This window comes from uncultured Nisaea sp. (assembly GCF_963974195.1).
Lineage (GTDB): Bacteria > Pseudomonadota > Alphaproteobacteria > Thalassobaculales > Thalassobaculaceae > Nisaea.
Genome location: NZ_CAXBDC010000001.1, coordinates 22,599 through 45,547, shown reverse-complemented (window position 1 = coordinate 45,547; position 22,949 = coordinate 22,599). Strand labels below are relative to the sequence as shown.

Genomic DNA, 22,949 nt, shown 5'->3' with positions numbered 1-22,949 from the left:
AGATCGCGGGTGGTTACCGTTTCTGGAGATGCGTTAACGCAAGCTCTCTTGCCCGCTCGACCGGATATGTCCAGTCACCGAGACGCCGTTGCGCGAGCCGGGTGGTCGCTCCGAGAAAACAATCCCGCTCTTCCCGAAGCGGGACCCAGCCTGGAGAAGACAGTAATTCCAAGGTCTTCGTTCCTACCGCTGCTGCGAGAGCTGCCGTGGCGTTTCCAACCGACAGGACCAGATCAAGCGATGCTTCGAGCGCGGCCAGCGCTTCCAGATCGTCCCGCAGATCAAGATCCTGAAGCTGTAATATTTTGCGGCCGGTCGCTTCCTCCATCTCTTTCACGGCGCTGGAGGCTGCGCCATAGTGCAGCGAAACGAGGCAGGTATCCGGTAAGTCCAGCAGGAGCCGCCATGATTCGGCCGGTGGATAGTTGGTTGCCCGCCCGAATTTCCGGGCATTGCTCGCCCAGGACACACCGACAAGGGAGCGATCACCGGCTGCATCCCTGAGACGCTGGCCCAGAAGCTCCGCCACCTTTGCCAAAGGAGAAAGAAAGCCATTTTCGTTTTCCGGGGGGCTCAGCGCGCGACCAAGAAACAGGGGCAAGCTGCCGCTTTCGATATAGCAATCCGGACCGCCATCGCGCGGCAGCCAGCCATAGGCATAATGGCCACGACCACTTTTCTTGATCCTGGAAAACGCGTGAAACGTCACATCCGGCATGGAGCGTTCGAAAAGGGAAATCAGGCGCGGGTCGCACTCAACGGTCAGGGTTCGTGCCAGGCCGGCGAGTTCCGGCAAGAGAGCGGCAAGCCTGATTTCATCGCCGAGCCCCTGTTCGCTGACCACCAGAATATGCCTGTTTTCAGGTGTGCTGCCGTTCCAGCGGGGCAGGGAGAGAGTCCGGACAGGGGAATCGGCGACATCGGGATCAAGGCGGGCTTCGAAATGTTTCCAGCCATCTCCGGTCTTGCCCTGCGTGAGTAAATGTACCGCATAATTCAGCCGCAATTTGGCTGAGCCGGGTGCTTTTGCGAGCGCCAGTTGATATTGCTGCTCGGCAGCCGTGAAACTGCGTTCGAGACTAAGGGATTCGGCGAGATTGCCAATATTATCCGCTGTGGGCGCGAGAGTGGCTGCCTCTTTGAAGGTTCGTGTCACCGGTTTGAAAATACCGGATTTCAGCCAAATTTCCGCAAGCACTCCATAAGCTGAAGCCTGCTCCGGATGCCGCACAAGATAGTGTCGCAAGACAGTTGCCGCCTCGTCCGTCGTGCCGGCTTCGGCCAGGCAGTGCGCCAGGCCGATTGCCGCTTCGGCCATGTCTGGCAAGGCGGAGTGGATGGCCTGGAAAAGTTGCGTTGCGCGTTCTGTCATGCCGGAAAGCCGGCAGGCCGTCGCGAGGGTGAAGGCGATCAGGATATCGGCCGGAGCCGCTGCGAATGCATTTTCCAGTCGGGAGCGTGCCTCGTTCCACTTTCCCGCGGCCATGAGCTGCTGGCAGTCGGCCAAAAGGGAGTCGCGGCTTTCCGGCATGGTGGCTGTCCCGGTCCGGTTTCGGTGCGAACGGATCTTGCGACAAAAGTGCGAGCGGATTCAGCACTCTGTCAATCGTCATTGCCGTGCCTGTCTGCAATGACTTGCGTTAGCGTGGCCCCGGTTCACACTATATGCTGTTTCTCAATGAGGATGACGGGACTGTCTATCCATGCGGCAATATCTCGATCTGATGGCGAAAGTGCTGGAAGAAGGTGCGGACAAAACCGACCGGACGGGGACCGGCACGCGGTCGATTTTCGGCCATCAGATGCGCTTCGATCTGTCCCGGGGATTCCCGGTTCTGACCACCAAAAAACTGCATCTGAAATCGATTATTCATGAGCTGCTCTGGTTTCTCGCCGGCGATACCAATATTGCGTATCTGCAGGAAAACGGCGTCCGTATCTGGAACGAGTGGGCGGACGAGAATGGCGATCTCGGGCCGGTTTATGGCCATCAGTGGCGATCCTGGCCGGACAAGGATGGCGGTACCATCGACCAGATCAGGAACCTGCTTGATGACATTCGCGAGCGGCCGGATTCTCGGCGTCTGATCGTTACCGCCTGGAACCCGGCGGACGTGCCGAAAATGGCCTTGCCGCCCTGCCATTGCCTGTTCCAGTTCTATGTCGCGGACGGCAAGCTCTCCTGTCAGCTCTACCAGCGCAGCGCGGATATCTTTCTCGGTGTGCCGTTCAATATCGCGTCTTACGCGTTGCTGACCCTGATGGTCGCTCAGGTCACGGGTCTGGAGCCTGGAGAGTTCGTGCATTCCTTCGGGGACACCCATCTCTACCGGAACCATTTCGATCAGGCCCGCGAGCAGTTACAGCGTGTGCCGGGGCGCCTGCCCACAATGCGTATCAATCCGGAGGTCACCGATCTGTTCGCATTCCGCTATGACGATTTCGAGCTTGTTGGCTATGAGGCCGCCCCGCATATCGCCGCGCCGGTCGCGGTCTAGAGATGGGCATGGACGATAAGGTTGTGCAGTTTCCGGTGCCGGTCATCGTTGTTGCGATGTCCGATAACGGAGTGATCGGGGACGGCGAGAAGATGCCCTGGCATCTGCCCGCCGATCTCAAGCGGATGAAGCGCATCACCATGGGCAAGCCGCTGGTGATGGGGCGCAAGACGTATCAGTCAATCGGCAGAGCCTTGCCCGGCCGCACCAATATCGTGGTGACCAGGGATCGGGGGTTCAAAGCCGAAGACATTGAGATTGTGCATAATCTTGACGAGGGGCTGGACCTTGCCCGCCGCGTGGCGCTGACGGATGGCGTTGACGAGATTGTCGTCTTCGGCGGTGCCGAGATCTATCGCCAGGCCTTCGACAAGGTACAGCGCCTGCATGTGACGGAAATCCATGTCGACGCCGAGGGGCAGACCCGGTTCCCCGACTTTGATCGCACCGAGTGGCACGAGACGGACCGGGAGAATCATCCGGCAGACGGAGACGCGCCCGCGCACAGTTTCGTCACGCTGGAGCGGAGCTGAGAAATGAAGAACGGGACGGTAAGCCTGCGCGCCATGGAGCCGGGCGACGCGGAGCAGGTGCTTGCGATCTATCAGGCCGGGATCGATACTGGTCACGCGACTTTCGAGGTAGCTGCGCCGGACTGGCCCGCGTTCGATGAGAAATACCTGCCCGACTGCCGGCTGGTCGCGCTTGCCGATGATGCTGTGGCGGGCTGGGTCGGCCTGACGCCGGTCTCGAGCCGCGCGGTCTATCGCGGGGTGGCTGAGCACAGCATCTATATCGCGCCCGACGCGCGCGGCACGGGTGTTGGCCGAAAGCTGCTCACAGCCTTGATCGAACAATCGGAGCAGGCCGGGTTCTGGACCCTGCAGACAAGCATCTTCCCGGAAAACGAAGCCAGTATCCGTCTGCATGTCGATCTGGGCTTCAGGGTAATCGGCACGCGGGAACGGATTGCGAAAATGACCTATGGCCCGTTGGAAGGGCAATGGCGCGACACCACCATCATGGAGCGGCGCAGCGCCATTGCCGGTCTCTAGCCAGGGGCTTAATTGAAGACGATATTCGGAGCTGCCCGGCTCCCCGTTTCGCCGCTGCCGACCTTGCTCCAGACCTTGTCCGCAATGCCTTTATAGGCAACCGAATGCGGGCTGTCCGGGGCCGAAACCACGATCGGGTTCCCGGCGTCCGAGGTCTCCCGGATATCCATATGCAGCGGCACCTCGCCAAGGAAATCGACGCCGATCCGCTCGGCTTCGTCACGGGCACCGCCATGCCCGAAGATGTCGGACCGCTCGCCGCAACTCGGGCAGAGGAAGTAGCTCATGTTCTCGATGATGCCGAGCACCGGCACATCGACCTTGCGGAACATGTTGAGACCCTTGCGGGCATCCAGCAGGGCAATGTCCTGCGGTGTGGAGACGATGACGGCACCGGCCAGCGGCACGCGCTGTGACATGGTGAGCTGGGCGTCGCCCGTGCCCGGCGGCATGTCGACGACGAGCACATCGAGTTCGCCCCAGAGAACATCGCGCAGCATCTGTTCCAGTGCACTCATCACCATCGGGCCGCGCCAGATGGTCGGGCTGTCCTCGGGCACCAGGAAGCCGATGGACATGCATTTGATGCCGAACCGTTCCAGCGGTTTCAGGGTCTTGCCGTCTTCCGTTGTCGGACGGCCGGAAATACCCATCATGCGAGGCAGGGACGGGCCATAGATATCCGCATCGAGAATGCCGACGGTGAGGCCGGAGGCCTTCAGCGCGAGGGCGAGGTTAATGGCGGTGGTGGATTTGCCGACGCCGCCTTTGCCGGAAGCAACGGCAATGATCGATTTGATGCCGGGGACCAGGGTTTTCTGAGTGTTCTGTGCCGGGCGCGCTTGCGGACCACCTGCGGCGGCCTGTGCCCGGGGCTGTGCGGTTTGCGGTGCCGGCTGTGCCTGGCCGCTCCCGCCCTGGCCGCCGGGGCGGTGTGCGGTGAGCACCGCCGTGACCGAGAGAACACCCGGTAATGCGTCCACGGCTTTCTCCGCCGCCTGGCGCAGCGGCTCAAGCTGCGGGCCGCGTTTCGGGTCGACCTCGATGGCGAAGCCGACATTGCCGTCTTTCACGACAAGACCACTCACCATGCCGAGAGAAACGATGTCCTGCCCCTTGTCAGGGTCTTCCACAACCTTGAGGGCTGCCAGGATCTGATCTTCGGTTACCCGTGCCATGCTTGATTTCTCCGGCTTTTGGCCAATATGCGAATTCAACGTAATGTTTCGCGCAAGCAGATATACGCTTCCCCTATTCCTTTGCAACAGGGGGGGCATCTGCTAAGAGCGACGAGCGCTTTATGATGAGGGGAAACATATATGCCTTGGAGTAATCAAGGTGGCGGCGGCGGTCCATGGGGCGGCGGCGGTGGTAACGGGTCTGGCGGCGGCGGTGGCGGTAAGTCTCCGTGGGGTGGCCGGGGACCAAGCGGCGGCGGTCAGCAACCGCCTGATATCGATGAGGTTATCCGCCAGGGACAGGCACGCCTGAAGCGTTTGCTGCCAAGCGGCATGGGCGGACCCACGGGCATCACGCTGATCGTTATAGGCCTTCTTGCTCTCTGGCTGTTTTCCGGTCTCTATCGGGTACAGCCGAACCAGCAGGGCATCGAACTCGTTTTTGGCCGTTTCACCGGTGTTCCGACCGAACCTGGCCTGCATTGGAATTATCCGTCTCCGATCGGCTCGGTGATCAAGCCCGACGTGACCCGGGAAAACAGGGTCGAAGTCGGTTATCGCAGTTCCGGGGACGGATCCGGCCGGAGTTCGGTGACGCGCGACGTTCCCGAAGAGAGCCAGATGATCACCGGCGATGAAAATATCGTCGATATCGATTTCGTCGTGTTCTGGCGGATCGCTGATGCCGGCGACTTCCTGTTCAATCTTCAGGATCCCGCCGAAACCGTGAAAATGGCGGCGGAATCAGCGATGCGTGATGCCATCGGCAAGCGACCGATCCAGGTTGCCCTGACCGAAGGCCGTCAGTTGATCGAAAGCACTGTGCAGGAAGATCTGCAGAGTTTGCTGACCGAATACGGTGCCGGTGTTTCCGTACGGCAGGTTCAGTTGCTGGCGGTGGATCCGCCGAAGCAGGTGATCGATGCCTTCAACGAAGTGCAGCGTGCGCGTCAGGATAAAGACCGGTTGAAGAACGAAGCCGAGACTTTCCGGAATGACGTGGTGCCGCGGGCTCGTGGTGAAGCGGCACAGATGATCGAAGAGGCGGATGCTTTCCGTCAGGAAGTCACCAACCGCGCCATCGGTGACGCGGATCGTTTCGAGTCGGTCTACAAGGCCTATTCGGCTGCCAAGGAGGTCACCCAGAAGCGTATCTATCTGGAGACCATGGAAGAGGTTCTCGGGAACGTGAACAAGATCATCATCGACAGTGGGTCGGGTGATGGAAACGGCGTGATCCCGTATCTGCCGTTGCCGGAAGTTCAGAAACAGATCCAGAAGAACCGCACCTCGACGGGAGCCACACAATGAACAGGGGACTCGCCGTTTTGGGCGTCCTGGTGCTGATCGCCGGGTTCGTCGCCTACTCCATGCTCTTCGTGGTGCCGCAGGTTCAGCAGGCGATTGTCCTGCAGTTCGGTGCCCCGATGGAAGCGGTCAAGGATCCTGGCCTGAAGTTCAAGTTGCCCTGGCAGAACGTGGTCTATTACGACAAGCGCGTACTGGATCTCGATCCGCCGAAGCAGCAGGTCATTCTGTCTGACCAGAAGCGTCTCGACGTGGATTCCTATGCACGCTTCAAGATCGTCGACCCGTTGCTGTTCTTCCAGACGGTGAAGGATGAGATGGGCGCCCGTTCGCGTTTGAGCCCGATCATCAACTCCGCACTGCGCCGTGTGCTCGGTAACGAAACGCTGCTGAGCATTCTCTCGGACCAGCGTATTTCGATCATGGCCAGCATTCGCCAGCAGGCGAATGACGGTGCCCGCCCGCTCGGCATGGAGCTGGTCGAGGTGCGTATTCGCCGTGCGGATTATCCGGAAGAAACCAGTCTCAACATTTACAACCGGATGAAATCCGAGCGTGAACGAGAGGCCAAGGAATTCCGGGCACAGGGTCAGGAAGAAGCGCAGAAGATCCGCGCCGATGCCGACAAGCAGCGTGTGGTGATTGTCGCCGAGGCCAAGAAACAGTCTGAAATGCTGCGTGGTCAGGGCGATGCGGAAGCCATCCGGATTTATGCGGAAGCTTTCGGCAAGGACCCCGAGTTCTTTGCTTTCTATCGCTCCATGCAGGCTTACCGGAACGCAATGAAAGGTGGCGACACGACGATGGTGTTGTCTCCGGATAGCGATTTCTTCAAGTACTTCAAAAACATCGAAGGCGCACCGGCTCCGCAATAGCGGGGCCGATGCGGCTCGGAAACAGACGAGGGCAGTGCCGTGACGGATTTACTGACGGCGCTCGCCCTCGTTTTTTTTATCGAGGGTTGTCTTTACGCACTGATGCCGGGCCGAATGAAGGCAATGATGCGGGCGGCGCTCGAACTGGATGAGAGCGTGCTAAGGCGCGCAGGCTTTATCGCCATGGTTCTGGGATTTGCGCTGGCCTGGATTTTGCGCGCCACCTGAGGCGTTTATGCCCTCCGACGCGGCCGGAACCAGAAAATGCCGCAATTCAGACACAGTTGCTCGATCAGCACCACATTGCCGCCACACCTTATCGTTATATCTGACATTATCGAGGGGCCGCGTTGAAAGCCGTTCGATCGTCCCTACCTTGATGGCTTATAGATGGGGCGAAAAGACTCACCTCTGTCGACGGGCCGCCGGTCCGCCGCTTCCGGGCCGGGATAGGGTCCCGATACCCGAAAAGGATAAAAGCTTTGCCAAGGAGCGTTGAAATCATGACAGGCGTCCCCACAGAAAACTCACACTCAGCCGTAAGAGGCCTGAGAAACGGTTTTGTGGCTGGTTTTATGGCTATCGCGGTAGCCATTCCGGTGTTTATGCCGGTGACACCCGCGATCGCCAGGGCCGCGCCGGAGAGTTTTGCCGATCTTGCCGAGAAGTTGCTTCCGGCGGTGGTCAATATCTCCACGACCCAGACCATTACCGCATCAAGCGACGAGCGCGCATTGCCGCCTGGCACGCCCTTCGAGGAATTCTTCAAGGAATTTGAAGATCGGATGCGTCCGAACGGTGAGCCGCGCTCCCGGCGGGCACAGTCCCTCGGCTCCGGCTTCATTGTCGATAAGGCCGGGTACGTCATTACGAACAACCACGTCATCCGGGACGCTGACGAGATCGTGATCCGCATGCAGGATGATACGGAATTCGAGGCGACGCTGGTTGGCACCGACCCGAAAACCGATATCGCCGTGCTGAAATTCGATCCCCGTGATGTCGATCTGCCGGTCGTGAAATTCGGAGATTCCGACAAGATGCGCGTCGGTGACTGGGTTGTCGCGATCGGTAACCCGTTCGGTCTTGGCGGTACGGTTACGGCCGGTATCGTTTCGGCCCGGGGCCGCGATATCGGACAGGGCCCGTATGATGATTTCATCCAGACGGATGCCGCCATCAACAAGGGCAATTCCGGTGGACCGCTGTTCAATATCGATGGCGAGGTGATCGGCGTGAACACCGTGATCTTCTCCCAGTCCGGCGGCTCCGTCGGTATTGGCTTCGCGGTTTCCTCCGCCCTGGCCGATCCGGTGGTCAAGCAGCTGCGTGAATTCGGCCGGACCCGCCGTGGCTGGCTCGGTGTGCGGATTCAGGAAGTGACCGACGAAGTTGCCGAGAGCCTGTCTCTTGACGGTGCGCGCGGCGCTCTGGTTGCCCATGTCAATGACAAGGGCCCTGCCAAGTCTGCCGGTATCCGTGCCGGTGACGTGATCCTGAAATTCAACAGCCGTGAAGTCGGCTCCATGCGCGAGCTGCCGAAGATCGTCGCCCAGACACCGATCGGCAAGGATGTGCCGGTGGAGCTGTGGCGCGGCGGCAAGCTGGTCAAGGTTACCGCGAATATCGGTGAGCTTGAGGAAGCCGAGAAAAAGGCCCTGCTTACCAGTGGTGGCCCGCAGCCGATGCAGGCCAAACCAGACCGGGTTGAGTCGCTTGGCCTTGAATTGTCGGCAATCAGCGACGACATGCGGGGTAAGTACTCTCTTGGAGACGATGCCAAGGGGGTCGTGGTCACGGAGGTTGATCCGAATGGCCCGGCCGCCCGTGACTTGCGGGCAGGCGATGTGATTGTCGAGGTGCAGCAGACACCCGTGACATCACCGTCCAGCGTTCAGAAGGGCATCGCGACGGCCAAGGATGCCGGCAAGAAGTCGGTTCTGCTTACCGTTAACCGCGGTGGTGAAATGAGGTTTGTCGCACTCCGCATTACTGAGGGCTAATTCTCCCCCGCCCCCCCAGGCAGCCCCAGCGGGTGCGACGCGCGGCGCCGGTCGAAAGACCGGCGCCGTTGTTTTTAGCGCAAGCCATATCAGACGAAAGTGAGATCAGACGCGGGCGTGATCAGCCGGCGAATTCTGACTGTTTGTATCCCTGCAGATAAAGCAGACCGGTGAGGTCCCCGTGATCGATCCGGAAGGCGGCCGCCTCGCGTACGGCCGGTTTGCCCCGGAAGGCGACGCCCATGCCGGCCGCCTGCAGCATGGCTAGATCGTTCGCGCCGTCGCCGACCGTCACGGCGTTCGCCGGATCAATGCCGAGTTCGGCACAGAAACCGTTGAGAGCAACGAGTTTCGCATCCCGCCCCAGGATCGGCTCTCCAACGGTGCCGGTAAAACAGCCATCGGCGACGTTGAGCGTGTTGGCGCGGTCGGTATGGAAGCCGAGCCGTTCCCGGACCGGGCCGGTCAGCGATGTAAAGCCGCCGGAGACCAGGGCGGTATAGGCTCCGTCGCGCCGCATGGTGGCAACAAGCGCCTGGGCGCCCGGGGTCACTTCGACTTCGGCCAGAAGACGGTCCAGCAGGCTGGACGGATGCCCTACCAGCATCGCGACCCGTTCCTTCAGTGCTGCCTCGAAATCAAGCTCGCCCCGCATGGCCCGCGCAGTGATCGGCGCGATCTTGTCGCCGATCCCGGCATAGCTGGCGAGATCGTCGAGGGATTCGGACGTGATGATCGTTGAATCCATATCCGCGATCAGCAGTTTCTTCCGGCGTCCGGCTGAAGGCTGGAGATTGACGTCTGCCACGAGGCCGGAGAGCGCGGAGCGCAGAATGTCCGCAAGTCCTTCGGCGACGGAGCCGTCAAAGGGCAGGTCGACGGCAATCGCCGGGGCGAGCCAGTCGGCGGTGCCGGCAGTGAGACCATTATCGCGCAGGGCTTTTTCGGCTTCGGTCACGGCGGCGGCGTCTAGGGACGGAGCCGCTGGATTCGCTGTAAGCGTGAGGACATATTGCATGGGCCCGGCTTATCGCGTAATCGCCATGGCTATGTCCAGCGAAGTTTCAGATACGGAAGACGGCTCCGGCACGGCCCGGGACGGTACGATCAGGGCCATCGTCATTGGCGGGCCGACCGCGAGCGGCAAATCTGCGCTTGCCGTCGATCTTGCCGAGGAGATGGGCGGGACCGTCATCAATGCGGACTCGATGCAGGTTTACCGCGAGCTGGACATCATCACCGCCAGACCCGATCCGGCTGATCTGGAGCGGGCGCCGCACCGGCTATACGGCTTTCTCGGCGCGGCGGAGGTTTGCTCGGCGGCGCTGTGGCGTGAACATGCCCTTGGCGAAATTCACAAAGCCGCGCAGGCGGGCAGGGTGCCGATCCTCTGCGGCGGCACTGGTCTCTATCTGCGCGCCCTGACACATGGGCTATCCGAGATGCCCGAAGTCTCGCCCGATGTGCGGGCCGCGGCGCGGGCGCTGCATGCGGAGATCGGCGGAGCCGCGCTCCGGCAAAGGCTGGCGGAGGGGGACCCGGTCCTGGCGGCCCGTCTGCACGACGGAGACAGCCAACGGCTGATCCGCGCCTGGGAGGTCTTGCAGGATACGGGACAGCCGCTTTCCACCTGGCAGGATCGTCCGGCGGAACCTCCTGAAGGCATCGACTTCTTCACCATCACAGTCTTGCCGGAACGTGCGTCTCTGTATCGCAACTGCGATGGACGCTTTGAAAAAATGCTGGAGCGCGGCGCCTTGCAGGAGGTTGAAGCCCTGATGGCCCTTGATCTTGATCCCGCATTACCTGCGATGAAGGCCTTGGGCGTGCCTCAACTGATTGAATTTATTAATGGAAATATGCCGCGCGAGGAGTGCGTCCGGATCGCGCAAAGGGACACGAGACGCTATGCAAAACGGCAAATGACATGGTTCCGTAATCAGGTCCATGCAAATTTGACCCTCTCTGAGCAACATTCGGAAAGATTGGATGAAAAAATCTTTAATAATATTCGTCAGTTTCTGTTGACCGGTTATAGCTGACGGTCTAGGTTCCGGCCCGTCGCGACGCCTTTGGTGTCGCGATATTTGTCTGAGTTTCTGTTGATCTAATTGATTTAACAGGGTTTTATCTGATCAATCCCGCCCGGTGGCGGGGCGGCTCTTGCCGCAACTGCGAATATGACTTGAGAGAGGAACGGTAAAATGGCTACCCCGCGCACGCCGCATACCCGAAAACCCGACGCCCAGATGAATGGGGCGGCGATCATTCTCAAAGCGTTGCAGGATCAGGGCGTAGAAGTAGTATTCGGCTATCCCGGCGGGGCGGTATTGCCGATCTATGACGAGATCTTCAAGTCCAACCGTATCCGCCACATCCTTGTGCGCCATGAGCAGGCGGCCGTGCATGCGGCGGAAGGGTATGCCCGTTCGACCGGTAAGGTCGGCTGCGTTCTGGTGACATCCGGTCCGGGCGCGACCAATGCCGTGACCGGCCTGACCGACGCGCTGATGGACTCCATTCCGATTGTCTGTCTGACCGGGCAGGTGCCGACGCATCTGATCGGCAATGATGCCTTCCAGGAAGCGGACACGACCGGTATCACCCGGCCCTGCACCAAGCATAATTATCTGGTGAAGGACGTCACGCGCCTTGCCGATACTATTCACGAGGCGGTTTACGTCGCCAAAACCGGCCGTCCGGGCCCGGTTGTGGTCGATCTGCCGAAGGACGTGCTGTTTGCCGAAGGCCCTTATTATGCCCCGAACGGTAATGAGCATCCGAGCTACAAGCCGCAGGTGAAGGGTGACGAGAGCGCCATCGAGCGCGCCGTCGATCTGCTGGCGAAAGCCAAGCGGCCAATTTTCTATGGCGGCGGTGGCCTGATCAATGCCGGCCCGAAAGCATCGAAGCTCTATGCCGAGCTGGTCCGTCTGACCCAGGCGCCGACAACCCTGACGCTGATGGGCCTCGGCGCCTATCCGTCCCAGGATCGCCAGTTCCTCGGCATGCTCGGCATGCACGGCACCTACGAAGCCAATCTCGCGATGTATAATTGCGATGTGATGATCAATATCGGGGCGCGGTTCGATGACCGGGTGACAGGTCGCATCTCGGACTTCTCGCCGAATTCTACCAAGGTGCATGTCGATATCGACCCCAGCTCGATCAACAAGAACGTTGTCGTGGACCTGCCGATCATCGGCGATGCGGCGACCATTCTGGAGCAGATGCTCAAGGTCTGGAAAGCCAAGGGTTACAAGGCCAACAGCAAGCCGCTGGAGAAGTGGTGGGCGCAGATCGAGAAATGGCGTGAGCGCAAGTGCCTGGCCTTCACGGAAGACTCCTCGATCATCAAGCCGCAGCATGCGATCAAGCGCTTGTACGAGCTGACCCGTGACCGTGACACCTACATCACCACCGAAGTCGGCCAGCACCAGATGTGGGCAGCCCAGTATTTCGGCTTCGAGGAGCCGAACCGCTGGATGACCTCCGGTGGCCTCGGCACAATGGGCTATGGCCTGCCGGCCGCGATGGGCGTGCAGATTGCGCACCCGGACTCAACGGTGATCGATATCGCCGGCGAGGCCTCCTACCTGATGAATATTCAGGAGCTGTCGACGCTCGCCCAGTACCGGTTGCCGGTGAAGTCCTTCATCGTCAATAACCAGTGGATGGGTATGGTCCGGCAGTGGCAGGAACTGAACCATGGTGGCCGCTATTCCGAGAGTTATTCGGAAAGCCTGCCGGACTTCATCAAGGTCGCGGAAGCATTCGGTGGCGTTGGCTTGCGTGCCGAGACGGTCGACCAGCTTGATGACGTGATCATGGAGATGCTGGAGACGGATCGTTTCGTGCTGGCCGATATCATGGTCAAGAAGGACGAGAACTGCTTCCCGATGATCCCCTCCGGCGCGGCGCATTACGAAATGCTGCTTGGGCCGGACGACAAGGCGGAGCTGGAGACGTCGGAGAACGGGATGGTTCTGGTCTAGGAGCTAACGGAGCCCGTTTGCCCTGAAAAAGGCGCGGGCGCCGTCCACCCCTTCGCTCTATAAAGGTATCGGTGGCCGACAGGCTGCCCAGAATTTGGAATATTCACGTGAACGCAACCACTGAAATAGCAGAAGCGGCCCACACACTTGCCGTTCTGGTGGATGACGAGCCGGGCGTGCTGGCCCGGGTCATCGGTCTGTTCTCCGGCCGGGGCTACAATATTGAAAGCCTGACGGTCTCGTCCGTCGACACGGCTGCCCATCTTTCCCGGATCACCATCGTGACGACGGGGACGCCGCAGATCATTGCCCAGATCAAGGCGCAGCTTGGCCGTCTGGTGCCGGTTCATTCCGTGCACGACCTGACGCTTGAGGGCCCGCATCTGGAACGCGAGCTGGCGCTGATCAAGATCCGCAATGTTGGCGAGCATCGCATCGAGGCGCTTCGCATTGCCGACATGTTTCGTGCCCGCGCCATTGACAGCACGCTGGAAAGCTTTGTTTTCGAGCTGACCGGCAGCCCGTCCAAGATCACGGCGTTTGTCGAGCTTATGAGTGCGCTTGGCGCGATCGAGGTGTCCCGCACCGGCGTGGTCGCGATCGCCCGGGGCAGCAATCTGGATATGCCTGTCTTCAGCACGCTGGAGGTCAACCGCAAGAAGGCCAAGCAGCCGGCGGCGGGGAAGAAGGCACAGAAAAAGGCCTGAACGGGCCTAAGGCAGCGGGCGCTATCGGAGCCCGACCCGTTGCCCGATTAATTCTGCCCGGCGGCTTTCGCCGGGTGGGAGCCACAGGGCTCCATTAAAGTGTTGAGTTACAGGAACGGAAACGAGAGGGCCTAGAAATGCGCGTCTATTACGATCGGGATGCCGACGTCAATCTGATCAAGAACAAGAAGGTTGCGATTGTCGGTTACGGCAGCCAGGGCCATGCCCACGCCAATAATCTGAAAGACAGTGGCGTGAAGGACATCGTCGTCGCGCTGCGTGAAGACTCGTCCAGCCGTGCCAAGGTCGAAGCCGCCGGTCTGAAATGCATGACTGCAGCGGAAGCCGCCAAGTGGGCCGATGTCGTCATGATGCTGACCCCGGATGAAGGCCAGTCCGACATCTATGATCAGGATCTGAAGGACAACATGCGCGAAGGCACCGCCATCGCATTCGCGCACGGCTTCAACATCCATTTCAGCTTCATCGATCCGCGCCCGGACCTCGATGTCTTCATGATCGCACCGAAGGGCCCGGGTCACACCGTGCGCTCCGAATATGTGCGTGGTGGCGGCGTGCCGTGCCTGGTTGCCGTGCATCAGAACGGCTCCGGCAATGCCCTCGAGATCGCGCTGTCCTATTCCTCCGCCATCGGCGGTGGCCGGGCAGGCACCATCGAGACCAGCTTCAAGGAAGAGTGCGAAACCGATCTGTTCGGCGAGCAGGCTGTCCTCTGTGGCGGTCTCTGCGAGATGATCAAGGCCGGTTACGAAACGCTGGTCGAAGCCGGTTATGCGCCGGAAATGGCCTATTTCGAGTGCCTGCATGAAGTGAAGCTGATCGTCGACCTGATCTTCGAAGGCGGCATCGCCAACATGAACTACTCCATCTCCAACACGGCCGAGTATGGCGAATATGTCACCGGCCCGCGCATCATCACCGATGCGGTGAAGGCGGAGATGAAGAAGGTTCTCGAAGACATCCAGTCCGGCGATTTCGCCCGCCGCTGGATGCTGGAAAACCAGGTCAAGCAGGCCGGCTTCAAGACCATGCGCCGTCGTGCCGCCGAGCATGACATCGAAGTGGTCGGCGAGAAGCTGCGCGCCATGATGCCGTGGATTTCCCAGAACGCTCTCGTCGACAAGGCGAAGAACTAATCTGGCGGCTCCACCTGCCGGTCTGGCAGAACTAACCTGAAGGTAGCGCGGCGGCGATTCTCTCGCCGCCGCGCCGCCACTTTCGCGCGTTAGAAAATTTTTGCTAAAGCGGCGCGACAATTAAATTTCATAGTAAGCTGATTCTTTGATATGATTCCCTCGTGGCGTCACCGAATTCGGGTGGAGTACGTGGGGCAAATGCATCGGGTGACTGTTTTCCGTTGCAAGGCCAATCCGAACTTTGGTCTATTCCGGCGGCGGCACTGTATGTGAACCGATTCCGAAGCGCGCGACCGGGCTGAACCTATATGTTTTTTGCAAACCTACTTGGCATGCTCTCCGCCGACATGGCGATTGACCTTGGGACAGCGAACACGCTGGTCTACGTGAAAGGTCGCGGCATCGTCCTCAATGAACCGTCGGTTGTCGCTATCGCCACTGTGCGCGGCAAGAAACAGGTTCTCGCCGTTGGTGATGAAGCGAAACAGATGCTGGGCCGAACGCCCGGCAATATTCAGGCGATCCGGCCGCTGCGCGATGGCGTGATCGCGGACTTCGAAGTCGCCGAGGAAATGATCAAGCACTTCATCCGCAAGGTGCATAACCGGCGCAGCTTCGCCAGCCCGCAGGTCATCGTCTGCGTGCCGTCCGGCTCGACAGCGGTTGAGCGCCGGGCCATCCAGGAGAGCGCGGAAAGTGCCGGCGCCCGCCGGGTGTTCCTGATCGAGGAGCCGATGGCCGCCGCGATCGGCGCCAACCTGCCCGTGACGGAGCCGACCGGCTCCATGGTCGTCGATATTGGCGGCGGTACCACCGAGGTCGCCGTGCTGTCTCTCGGCGGCATCGTTTATTCCCGCTCTGTCCGGGTCGGTGGCGACAAGATGGACGAAGCCATCATCGCCTATATCCGCCGGAACCATAACCTGCTGGTGGGTGAGGGCAGTGCGGAACGGATCAAGAAAGAAATCGGCTCTGCCTTCCCGCCGGAAGACGGCGTTGGCAAGACCCTCGAGATCAAGGGCCGGGATCTGATGAACGGCGTGCCGAAGGAACTGGTCATCGACCAGAGCCAGGTCGCCGAAAGCCTGGCCGAGCCGGTCAGCCAGATCATCGAGGCGGTCAAGGTCGCCCTGGAGCAGACCCCGCCGGAGCTTGCGGCCGATATCGTCGACAAGGGCATCGTGCTCACCGGCGGCGGCGCATTGCTCGGCAATCTCGATTACGTGCTGCGGCACTCGACCGGCCTGCCGGTTTCCATCGCCGACGACCCGCTTTCCTGTGTGGCCCTCGGTACGGGGCGCTGCCTCGAGGAAATGAAGGTTCTTCGCAACGTTCTCATCGGTGCTTACTGATCGGTGATGCTGCGGTAATGGCTCGGTAGGAAGGTAAGGCAAGGAATGGGGCGTAGACCGGCATCATTTTCCCGTGTCGCCCAACCTGTGCGAACCCTTTGGCAGCGCTTTGCCTTTACCGCGCTCGTTCTCGCGGCTTTCGGGCTCATGTTGCTTGGCAAAGCGGACATCGTTGTCGTCAAGCGGCTGCAGATCGCTGCCGTCGATGCCGTCACGCCTATCCTCGATGCCTTGTCTCACCCCGCCGCGGCCGTGTCTCAAGGTGTGGAAACCGTGCTCTCTCTTCGGGATCTTCACGCAGAGAATGAGCGTCTGCGTGAAGAAAACAGCCGCCTGAAACAATGGCAGCATGTTGCCCACTTGCTGGAATCCGAAAACAAGACCCTGAAGCGTCTGACCCATCATGTTGGGCCGCCGCCTGTCAGCTATATTTCCGCCCGTGTGATCGCCGAGGCGGGCGGTCCGTTCGTGCGCAGCGCCCTGTTGAACGCGGGCCGCCGCAGCGGTGTTCGACGGGGGCAGGGCGTGGTCTCGGAAGACGGCCTCGTCGGGTCTGTCGTCGAGGTTGGCGAGCTGCATTCGCGCGTGCTTCTGGTAACGGACCTCAATGCCCAGATCCCGGTTCTGATCGGTGCGGCGCGGGAGCCGGGTATTCTGGTCGGGGACAACACCAACCATCCGCGCATCCTTTACCTGCCGCAGAACAACCGGGTTTCTCCCGGCGATCTGGTGATCAGCTCCGGCCATGGCGGCATGCTGCCGTCCGGCCTGCCCGTGGGCACTGTTTCCTCCGTCTCTGAGACCGGTATCCGTGTTACGCCGGTGGTTGACTGGACCCATCTCGAGTTCGTCCGGATCGTCGATTACCGGATGCAGGGGGTGATCCCCGGTCCGATGGACCCGCCGCCCTTTACCGTTCTGGCGCCGGACCCGGAGCCGACCCTGGTTGAGCGGCTGGGCGTGACCCGCGGAAAGACCGATAGATGAAGACGAGTTTCGTCCAAAGAATGGATCTTTGGGCGCGCCATCTGATGCCTGCCGTGACGACGTTGCTGCTGGTGCTGGTGAGCGCGGTGCCGCTCGGCATTCCGGGATATGCGCAGGTTTCGCCCGCCTTCACGCTGATGGCTGTCTTTTACTGGGCTGTCTACCGGCCCGATCTGACGCCCCCCTCCGTGGTCTTCCTGACCGGGCTGGCCGAGGATCTGGTGCATGGCTACCCGCTCGGCCTGACCGCCATTATCTTTCTTGCTGTTTATGGTGTGACGACGACCCAGCGTCAGACTTTCCTGACCAAACCCTTCTTCATTGCCTGGGGAGGCTTCGTCATTATTTCCTTCGGCGCGTTCCTGCTGGACTGGACGCTCATGTCGCTGTTTTCGCTGGCATGGATCATGCCGGACACGGTGCTGGTCCGTTTTGGTCTGACAGTGGCGCTTTTCCCGGCCATGGCATGGCTCTTCGTTCGCGTTCACCGCTATCTGGTGCGATAATATGCGGATGAAGAACCCAAAGGATCAGGATACCAAGCGGGCCTTCACGCGGCGCTCGCTGATACTCGGCGCAGGCCAGCTCGGCCTGGTCGGCGCTCTTGGCGCGCGACTCTACTATCTTCAGGTGGTGGAAGCGGACCGGTACAGGACGCTCTCCGAGGAAAACCAGTTCAATCTGGAACTGCTGCCGCCGACCCGCGGTGTGATCCTGGACCGCAACGGTATTCAGGTTGCCTCGAACGAGGATAATTTCCGCGTTGATCTTGTCCCCGAGCAGACCAGCGATGTCCGCGCGACAATCGATGCATTGCGCCAGGTCGTTCCGGTCGATGACTGGAATGTGAAGCGGGTTCTGAAGGAAATCGCCCGCAAGCGCAGTTTCGTGCCGGTGACCGTGGTCGAGAATCTGACCCGGGAGGATATCAGCCGGGTCGCGGTCAATGCGCCTTATCTGCCCGGTATCCGGATCGAGGAGGGACGCTCCCGGGTTTATCCGTTCGGCTCCAAGGCGGTGAATATCACCGGTTATGTCGCGGCGGTCTCGGACACTGAACTGACCGGCGATCCCGTGCTGGAGTTGCCGGACTTCCGCATCGGCAAGAGCGGCATCGAAAAACTCTACGATCAGGAAATGCGCGGCTCCGCCGGCCGCCGTCAGGTGGAGGTGAACGCGCTTGGCCGGATCATCCGGAAGCTTCCGGGGGATGAGGGCCAGCCGGGCAAGAACATCCGCCTGACCCTGGATATGAACCTGCAGGTCTTCGCCCATGAGCGGCTTGAGCGTGGCCACGCGGAACGGGTTCCCATCGCGGATATCCGGGTGCAGGAAGCTCTTGCGCGATCGGGTGTGCCGAAGCGCTATCTGGAAAATGACGACGGGACGGTGTTCCTCGACGAGGGCGGCAACATCGTGCAGGGCGAGAGCGGTGCCGCGATTGTCATGGATGTGCATACGGGCGAGATCCTGACCATCGCCTCGACGCCCGGTTTCGATCCGAACAATTTCAACAAGGGGCTGAGCGCCCGGGATTGGGAAAATCTGCTTTCCAATCCTCGCCATCCGCTGACCAACAAGGCGATTGCCGGAACCTATCCGCCCGGCTCGACCTTCAAGATGATCGTGGCGCTTGCCGCGCTTGAAGCGGGTGTGGTAGGGCCGGAAACCCAGGTCTACTGCAACGGTCACACGGATCTCGGCAATGCCCGCTTCCACTGCTGGAAGCGCTGGGGCCATGGCAAGATGGATGTCATGGATGCCCTTGAGCAGAGCTGCGATGTCTATTTCTACGAGGCTGCGAAACGTGTCGGTATCGACCGGATCGCGGAAATGGCGCGCCGTTTCGGTCTCGGCGAGACGCTGGAGATCGAGCTGCCGGGTGAGCGGAACGGCCTGATCCCGACGCGGGAATGGAAGCTCGCGGTCCGTGGCGAGCGCTGGCAGAAGGGGGAAACCCTGATCACCGGTATCGGACAGGGATTCGTCCTGGTGACGCCGCTGCAGCTCGCGGTCATGACCGCGCGGCTGGTCAATGGCGGATATGCGGTGAAACCCTCGCTGATCCGCCGGGAGGAAGGCGACGCGCCTGTTCCGAAGATGAATATTTCGCGCGGCCACCTTGCCCATGTGCTTGAAGGCATGCGGCGGGTGGTCAATGGCGCACATGGCTCGGCGCGGAGCGCCAAGATCCCGGATTCCGGCTTTGAGGTCGGCGGCAAGACTGGAACGGCGCAGGTCCGGCGGATCACCAAGGCAGAGCGGGCGACCGGCGTGATCAAGAACGAGGATCTGCCCTGGCGTGAGCGGGATCACGGATTGTTTGTCGGCTACGCTCCGGCGGATGCGCCGCGCTATGCGGTTGCGGTCGTGCTGGAGCATGGCGGCGGCAGTAAGTACGCGGTGCCGATAGCCCGGGACATTCTTGCCCGGGCGATGGAAGCTGACGGGTTCGAGGCTTCGGAAGCCGAGCCGGTGGAAATCCTGCCGCAAGCTCAACCTGAAACGGATCAGGGCTAGGCCATGGCGACCGGCATGCACTCCAACTCACTCAATCCGCCGGAGCTGACGCTTGGCATCAAGCTGCAGCAGATCAACTGGGGGCTCATCCTGCTCCTGACGCTGATCGCTTCCGTCGGCTTTGCCATGCTCTATTCGGCCGCCAACGGCAGCTGGACGCCTTGGGCCATGCGCCAGGCCATCCGGTTCGGTATCGGCCTGGTGATCACGCTTGGCATTGCGCTGATCGACCTGCGGTTCCTGATGCGCTGGTCCTACGCCTTCTATTTCCTGTCTCTGGGACTGTTGGGGGTTGTGGAAATCGCGGGTGAAATCGGTATGGGCGCGCAGCGCTGGATCGATCTCGGTGTCTTCCGTCTGCAACCGTCCGAGCTGATGAAACTGGCATTGGTGCTGGCGCTGGCGCGCTATTTCCATCGCCAGACTTTCGAGGAAGTCGGTCGTATTCGCAGTCTGTTCGTGCCGCTGGTTCTGGTCTTTTCGCCGGCGATCCTGGTGCTGCGTCAGCCGGATCTGGGCACGGCCGGCATGATTATTCTTGGTGGCGGGGCGATATTTTTTCTTGCCGGTGTGCGGATCTGGAAATTCGTCACGGTTCTGGTGCTTGGCCTGTCTGCGATCCCGATCGGCTGGCAGTTCCTGCATAATTACCAGAAGAACCGGATCCTGACATTCCTCAACCCGGAGAACGATCCTCTTGGCGCGGGGTATCACATCCTGCAATCCAAGATCGCGCTCGGCTCCGGAGGTCTATTCGGCAAGGGGTTCCTGCAAGGCTCTCAGAGCCATCTGAATTTCCTGCCGGAAAAGCAGACTGACTTCATTTTCACCATGCTTGCCGAAGAGCTCGGGCTGGCGGGGGCACTGTTCCTGCTGCTGCTGTATGTCCTGGCGCTTGGATATGGCTTTGCCATCGCGTTGCGTTGTTCCAGCCAGTTCGGCCGCCTGCTTGCGCTGGGGACAACGACGACGCTGTTTCTCTACATGTTCATCAACATTGCCATGGTGATGGGGCTTATCCCGGTTGTCGGCGTTCCGTTGCCTCTGATCTCCTATGGTGGAACAGCCATGCTGACGGCAATGATCGGCTTTGGCCTGATCATCAATTGCTATGTTCATCGTGATATCGAGATTGGCCGGCAAAGCTTCGAGGATGAGGATTGAGACTGTTTCTCCTCACTGCGCCAGCTCCGAAATGTCTTATGGTTGAGTTTTTCTTAAACAGAAAAGCACTTTAATAGACTTTTAAATGGTTTTTACGGTAAACTGACGTCAACAAGCGTTTTATTATGTAAAACTGCCTGCTGGTTTCAGCGCAGTGCCGAACGGGGTGGTGATCCTTGGATAATATTGAACGCAAAAGCCTGAAAATTCTCGCTGACTCCACGCGTGAGAGCCAGGGTGAGAACGACCTTACACGCAATCTCGATGCAGCAGCCGAAACCGGCGATCGGGAAGAATACGACCGGGCCAGGGACAGCTTTGATTCCCTGCCGCCGGAAGAACGGCGCAGTATCGGTAGCGGCGCTATCGAGCATGCGGAAACCGTCCGGATAGAAGCCAAGCTTTCCAAAGCGACCAGTGGTCGGCCGATACCGCCAGATCAACAGGCCGAGGAAGAGCGCGATATGCTCGGGTTGGATTGGGTGCTGGGAAAGCCTGAGGGCACTCCGGTGCCAAGAAGCAAGAAGAAGACCCAGATGCGCGCCCCGAAATCTCCCCGCCCAACGGCCCAGGCGCCCTTGCCGGACGACGGGGAAGGGAACTGGAATTGGCAGGCGCTGCCGGACGACCCAACCCTGCGAAGCGGTAAGAAAACGAAGGACCCCTTGCAGGAGCTGCGCGAGCAGATGCTTGGACCGGACTCAGGCCACACCTGGCGGCGATCCTCGCCTTCCGGCGAATAATTCAAAACCCGCTTGCAATAGGATCACGCCTTTAGTATCAATCCGCTCCTTCGACGGGCGGGCGCATAGCTCAGTTGGTAGAGCAGCTGACTCTTAATCAGCGGGTCGTAGGTTCGAGTCCTACTGCGCCCACCACTCTCCGCCTTGAAATCAATAGCTTGCTCAACGGACGTGGCGATGCCCGACCGTGCAGCTTACATGCTTCGAACTCTCTCGAAATCCAGAAACGCGATAAGCTTGTCGACGATTACGCGATCATCCGACAGGGGGAAAATCGCGCGCTCAATCGTGTGGTGATAGTTGTTGAGTTTCCGGAATTCGTGGTCTGAAAAAACCGGGCGTTTTTCCAGAACGGGCAGGCGGTATTCAGTCAGGACTTTCTCTCTGACATCACCAAAATCGATCTCGTCCATATACATCCCGGTATAGTCACTGCCATACATTTCGACGATTTTGGTGCCCACGAGACGAATTCGTAGCCTTGCACCACCATCCTCGACATCGACCAGGATGATGGATGAGAGAAGCCGGGGCATTTCCACCGGATCGAAATCTTCCCGCCGTGGCATGAGATGGGTGCCGCGTTTACCATCCCAGAGCGCGAATGCCTTGCGGAGAAGCGGGGACTTCACGCGTGCGAACGGTTTTTCATCGATATTCAACTGCGGCATCGCATTCGTTTTGGAGCGTGATTTTCCTATCTGTTTTTCAACATACCAATCATGGCTCGTAAATGTGAGTGCTGATTGCGCTATCGGGGATCATTCCTGAGGGGAGCGTGAGCATAATGCCGGATTATCCAGATACCCCGGATAACCGGGCCACCGCCGTCCTGTTCAGCTGTACGCACCGGCGGAGTAGGTAAGCTCGTAGGAGTGAGAATAGAGCTCGAAAACAATACCGAACGGATCTTCGACATAGACCATCCGGTAGGGTTTCTCGCCCGGGAAGTACTCGCGCACAGGCATGCGCTGCTTTCCGCCCGCGGCCACGATCCTGGCGGCAAGTGCCTCGATATCCGGATCCTGGATGGCGAAATGGAACATGCCGGTCCGGCGGAACGGCAGATTGTCTTCGGGGGCATGATTGCCTTCGAACTCAAACAGCTCGAATCCGATCCGGTCGGCGGTGGCAAGATGCGCGATGCGGAACCTGCCCCAGCCTTCGCCGAAAACATCGTTACACATCACACCGATGTCGGTGTCGTCATCCGTGATCAGGGTCGGTGGCATGATGACGTAGAAGCCGAGCACGTCGCGGTAGAATTCGACGGCCCTGTCCAGGTCAGGGACGGACAGGCCTATATGGGAGAAGGTGCGGGGTGTGGTCTGGGGCATGAAAATCTCCTGAAACTGCGTTCAGGTGAGATTTAGGATTTCTGATGCATGTTTTGAAATTATCGTTTGA

The 22,949-nt window shown here is 60.0% G+C and carries 22 protein-coding genes and 1 tRNA gene; 18 read left to right on the top strand and 5 right to left on the bottom strand.

Going from position 1 to position 22,949, the window contains the following annotated elements:
- Nucleotides 1–13 precede the first annotated feature (13 nt).
- On the bottom strand, nt 14–1,531 hold the full coding sequence (locus AAC126_RS00235) for a tetratricopeptide repeat protein (protein WP_339848642.1): 1,518 nt from the start codon (nt 1,529–1,531) through the stop codon (nt 14–16).
- A 172-nt stretch (nt 1,532–1,703) separates the two neighbouring features.
- Between AAC126_RS00235 and AAC126_RS00230 the strand changes: the two genes are divergently transcribed.
- Genes AAC126_RS00230 through AAC126_RS00220 form a run of 3 tightly spaced genes read left to right on the top strand, consistent with a single transcriptional unit; the run spans nt 1,704 to nt 3,553 of the window.
- Nucleotides 1,704–2,498, top strand: a complete 795-nt coding sequence (locus AAC126_RS00230) for a thymidylate synthase (RefSeq protein WP_339848639.1) — start codon at nt 1,704–1,706, stop codon at nt 2,496–2,498.
- An 8-nt stretch (nt 2,499–2,506) separates the two neighbouring features.
- Nucleotides 2,507–3,031: a dihydrofolate reductase gene (locus AAC126_RS00225; RefSeq protein WP_339848637.1), complete on the top strand. Its 525-nt coding sequence runs from the start codon at nt 2,507–2,509 to the stop codon at nt 3,029–3,031.
- Nucleotides 3,032–3,034: 3 nt separating this feature from the next.
- Nucleotides 3,035–3,553 carry an N-acetyltransferase family protein gene (locus tag AAC126_RS00220; RefSeq protein ID WP_339848635.1) on the top strand — a complete coding sequence of 173 codons (519 nt, stop codon included), beginning with the start codon at nt 3,035–3,037 and terminating at the stop codon, nt 3,551–3,553.
- 8 nt (nt 3,554–3,561) lie between these two features.
- Here the strand turns inward: AAC126_RS00220 and apbC are convergent, their stop codons facing one another.
- Nucleotides 3,562–4,731 (bottom strand): iron-sulfur cluster carrier protein ApbC, encoded by a 1,170-nt coding sequence (gene apbC / locus AAC126_RS00215; protein WP_339848633.1) that lies wholly within the window; start codon nt 4,729–4,731, stop codon nt 3,562–3,564.
- A gap of 141 nt (nt 4,732–4,872) precedes the next feature.
- Between apbC and hflK the strand changes: the two genes are divergently transcribed.
- From hflK to AAC126_RS00195, 4 genes are all read left to right on the top strand, one after another.
- Nucleotides 4,873–6,042 (top strand): FtsH protease activity modulator HflK, encoded by a 1,170-nt coding sequence (gene hflK / locus AAC126_RS00210; protein WP_339848630.1) that lies wholly within the window; start codon nt 4,873–4,875, stop codon nt 6,040–6,042.
- On the top strand, nt 6,039–6,914 hold the full coding sequence (gene hflC, locus AAC126_RS00205; protein WP_339848628.1) for a protease modulator HflC: 876 nt from the start codon (nt 6,039–6,041) through the stop codon (nt 6,912–6,914). The genes hflK and hflC overlap by 4 nt, the downstream gene beginning before the upstream one ends.
- Before the next feature lie 39 nt (nt 6,915–6,953).
- The gene (locus tag AAC126_RS00200) at nt 6,954–7,142 is read left to right on the top strand and encodes a DUF2065 domain-containing protein (protein WP_339848626.1); all 189 of its coding nucleotides are present in this window, start codon (nt 6,954–6,956) and stop codon (nt 7,140–7,142) included.
- A 347-nt stretch (nt 7,143–7,489) separates the two neighbouring features.
- Nucleotides 7,490–8,917: a DegQ family serine endoprotease gene (locus AAC126_RS00195; protein ID WP_339848623.1), complete on the top strand. Its 1,428-nt coding sequence runs from the start codon at nt 7,490–7,492 to the stop codon at nt 8,915–8,917.
- 121 nt (nt 8,918–9,038) lie between these two features.
- On the opposite strand, the gene serB is transcribed toward AAC126_RS00195, so the two are convergent.
- Complete coding sequence (serB, locus tag AAC126_RS00190) at nt 9,039–9,875, bottom strand: phosphoserine phosphatase SerB (protein ID WP_339848621.1); 837 nt, start codon at nt 9,873–9,875, stop codon at nt 9,039–9,041.
- Nucleotides 9,876–9,960: 85 nt separating this feature from the next.
- Between serB and miaA the strand changes: the two genes are divergently transcribed.
- From miaA to AAC126_RS00135, 11 genes are all read left to right on the top strand, one after another.
- Complete coding sequence (gene miaA, locus AAC126_RS00185) at nt 9,961–10,959, top strand: tRNA (adenosine(37)-N6)-dimethylallyltransferase MiaA (protein WP_339848814.1); 999 nt, start codon at nt 9,961–9,963, stop codon at nt 10,957–10,959.
- A 162-nt stretch (nt 10,960–11,121) separates the two neighbouring features.
- A complete protein-coding gene (locus AAC126_RS00180) occupies nt 11,122–12,912 on the top strand; it encodes an acetolactate synthase 3 large subunit (RefSeq protein WP_339848619.1) in 1,791 nt (596 codons plus the stop codon).
- A gap of 107 nt (nt 12,913–13,019) precedes the next feature.
- Nucleotides 13,020–13,619, top strand: a complete 600-nt coding sequence (gene ilvN / locus AAC126_RS00175) for an acetolactate synthase small subunit (protein WP_339848616.1) — start codon at nt 13,020–13,022, stop codon at nt 13,617–13,619.
- A gap of 137 nt (nt 13,620–13,756) precedes the next feature.
- The gene (ilvC, locus tag AAC126_RS00170) at nt 13,757–14,776 is read left to right on the top strand and encodes a ketol-acid reductoisomerase (protein WP_339848613.1); all 1,020 of its coding nucleotides are present in this window, start codon (nt 13,757–13,759) and stop codon (nt 14,774–14,776) included.
- Nucleotides 14,777–15,084: 308 nt separating this feature from the next.
- Nucleotides 15,085–16,128: a rod shape-determining protein gene (locus AAC126_RS00165; protein WP_193171299.1), complete on the top strand. Its 1,044-nt coding sequence runs from the start codon at nt 15,085–15,087 to the stop codon at nt 16,126–16,128.
- 45 nt (nt 16,129–16,173) lie between these two features.
- The gene (mreC, locus tag AAC126_RS00160) at nt 16,174–17,115 is read left to right on the top strand and encodes a rod shape-determining protein MreC (RefSeq protein WP_339848606.1); all 942 of its coding nucleotides are present in this window, start codon (nt 16,174–16,176) and stop codon (nt 17,113–17,115) included.
- A complete protein-coding gene (gene mreD, locus AAC126_RS00155) occupies nt 17,112–17,621 on the top strand; it encodes a rod shape-determining protein MreD (protein ID WP_339848604.1) in 510 nt (169 codons plus the stop codon). The genes mreC and mreD overlap by 4 nt, the downstream gene beginning before the upstream one ends.
- 7 nt (nt 17,622–17,628) lie before the next feature.
- Nucleotides 17,629–19,635 (top strand): penicillin-binding protein 2, encoded by a 2,007-nt coding sequence (mrdA, locus tag AAC126_RS00150; RefSeq protein WP_339848602.1) that lies wholly within the window; start codon nt 17,629–17,631, stop codon nt 19,633–19,635.
- Between the two features lie 3 nt (nt 19,636–19,638).
- Nucleotides 19,639–20,799, top strand: coding sequence for a rod shape-determining protein RodA (gene rodA / locus AAC126_RS00145; RefSeq protein ID WP_339848599.1), 1,161 nt, complete (start codon nt 19,639–19,641; stop codon nt 20,797–20,799).
- 176 nt (nt 20,800–20,975) lie between these two features.
- Complete coding sequence (locus tag AAC126_RS00140; protein ID WP_339848597.1) at nt 20,976–21,542, top strand: hypothetical protein; 567 nt, start codon at nt 20,976–20,978, stop codon at nt 21,540–21,542.
- A 59-nt stretch (nt 21,543–21,601) separates the two neighbouring features.
- A tRNA-Lys gene (locus tag AAC126_RS00135) sits at nt 21,602–21,677 on the top strand.
- Nucleotides 21,678–21,736: 59 nt separating this feature from the next.
- On the opposite strand, the gene AAC126_RS00130 is transcribed toward AAC126_RS00135, so the two are convergent.
- Nucleotides 21,737–22,204, bottom strand: coding sequence for a PAS domain-containing protein (locus AAC126_RS00130; RefSeq protein ID WP_339848594.1), 468 nt, complete (start codon nt 22,202–22,204; stop codon nt 21,737–21,739).
- A gap of 174 nt (nt 22,205–22,378) precedes the next feature.
- A complete protein-coding gene (locus AAC126_RS00125; protein ID WP_339848592.1) occupies nt 22,379–22,879 on the bottom strand; it encodes a lactoylglutathione lyase family protein in 501 nt (166 codons plus the stop codon).
- Between the last annotated feature and the right edge of the window lie 70 nt (nt 22,880–22,949).

What these genes read in the sequence shown, in the direction of transcription:
- mreC (WP_339848606.1), top strand. Translation starts at nt 16,174, where the DNA reads ATGGGGCGTAGACCGGCATCATTTTCCCGTGTCGCCCAACCTGTGCGA.
- AAC126_RS00225 (WP_339848637.1), top strand. Translation starts at nt 2,507, where the DNA reads ATGGACGATAAGGTTGTGCAGTTTCCGGTGCCGGTCATCGTTGTTGCG.
- AAC126_RS00195 (WP_339848623.1), top strand. Translation starts at nt 7,490, where the DNA reads ATGGCTATCGCGGTAGCCATTCCGGTGTTTATGCCGGTGACACCCGCG.
- mreD (WP_339848604.1), top strand. Translation starts at nt 17,112, where the DNA reads ATGAAGACGAGTTTCGTCCAAAGAATGGATCTTTGGGCGCGCCATCTG.
- AAC126_RS00220 (WP_339848635.1), top strand. Translation starts at nt 3,035, where the DNA reads ATGAAGAACGGGACGGTAAGCCTGCGCGCCATGGAGCCGGGCGACGCG.
- AAC126_RS00235 (WP_339848642.1), bottom strand. Translation starts at nt 1,531, where the DNA reads ATGCCGGAAAGCCGCGACTCCCTTTTGGCCGACTGCCAGCAGCTCATG.
- rodA (WP_339848599.1), top strand. Translation starts at nt 19,639, where the DNA reads ATGGCGACCGGCATGCACTCCAACTCACTCAATCCGCCGGAGCTGACG.
- hflC (WP_339848628.1), top strand. Translation starts at nt 6,039, where the DNA reads ATGAACAGGGGACTCGCCGTTTTGGGCGTCCTGGTGCTGATCGCCGGG.
- miaA (WP_339848814.1), top strand. Translation starts at nt 9,961, where the DNA reads ATGGCTATGTCCAGCGAAGTTTCAGATACGGAAGACGGCTCCGGCACG.
- mrdA (WP_339848602.1), top strand. Translation starts at nt 17,629, where the DNA reads ATGAAGAACCCAAAGGATCAGGATACCAAGCGGGCCTTCACGCGGCGC.
- ilvC (WP_339848613.1), top strand. Translation starts at nt 13,757, where the DNA reads ATGCGCGTCTATTACGATCGGGATGCCGACGTCAATCTGATCAAGAAC.
- AAC126_RS00230 (WP_339848639.1), top strand. Translation starts at nt 1,704, where the DNA reads ATGCGGCAATATCTCGATCTGATGGCGAAAGTGCTGGAAGAAGGTGCG.
- hflK (WP_339848630.1), top strand. Translation starts at nt 4,873, where the DNA reads ATGCCTTGGAGTAATCAAGGTGGCGGCGGCGGTCCATGGGGCGGCGGC.
- apbC (WP_339848633.1), bottom strand. Translation starts at nt 4,731, where the DNA reads ATGGCACGGGTAACCGAAGATCAGATCCTGGCAGCCCTCAAGGTTGTG.
- AAC126_RS00180 (WP_339848619.1), top strand. Translation starts at nt 11,122, where the DNA reads ATGGCTACCCCGCGCACGCCGCATACCCGAAAACCCGACGCCCAGATG.
- AAC126_RS00165 (WP_193171299.1), top strand. Translation starts at nt 15,085, where the DNA reads ATGTTTTTTGCAAACCTACTTGGCATGCTCTCCGCCGACATGGCGATT.
- AAC126_RS00125 (WP_339848592.1), bottom strand. Translation starts at nt 22,879, where the DNA reads ATGCCCCAGACCACACCCCGCACCTTCTCCCATATAGGCCTGTCCGTC.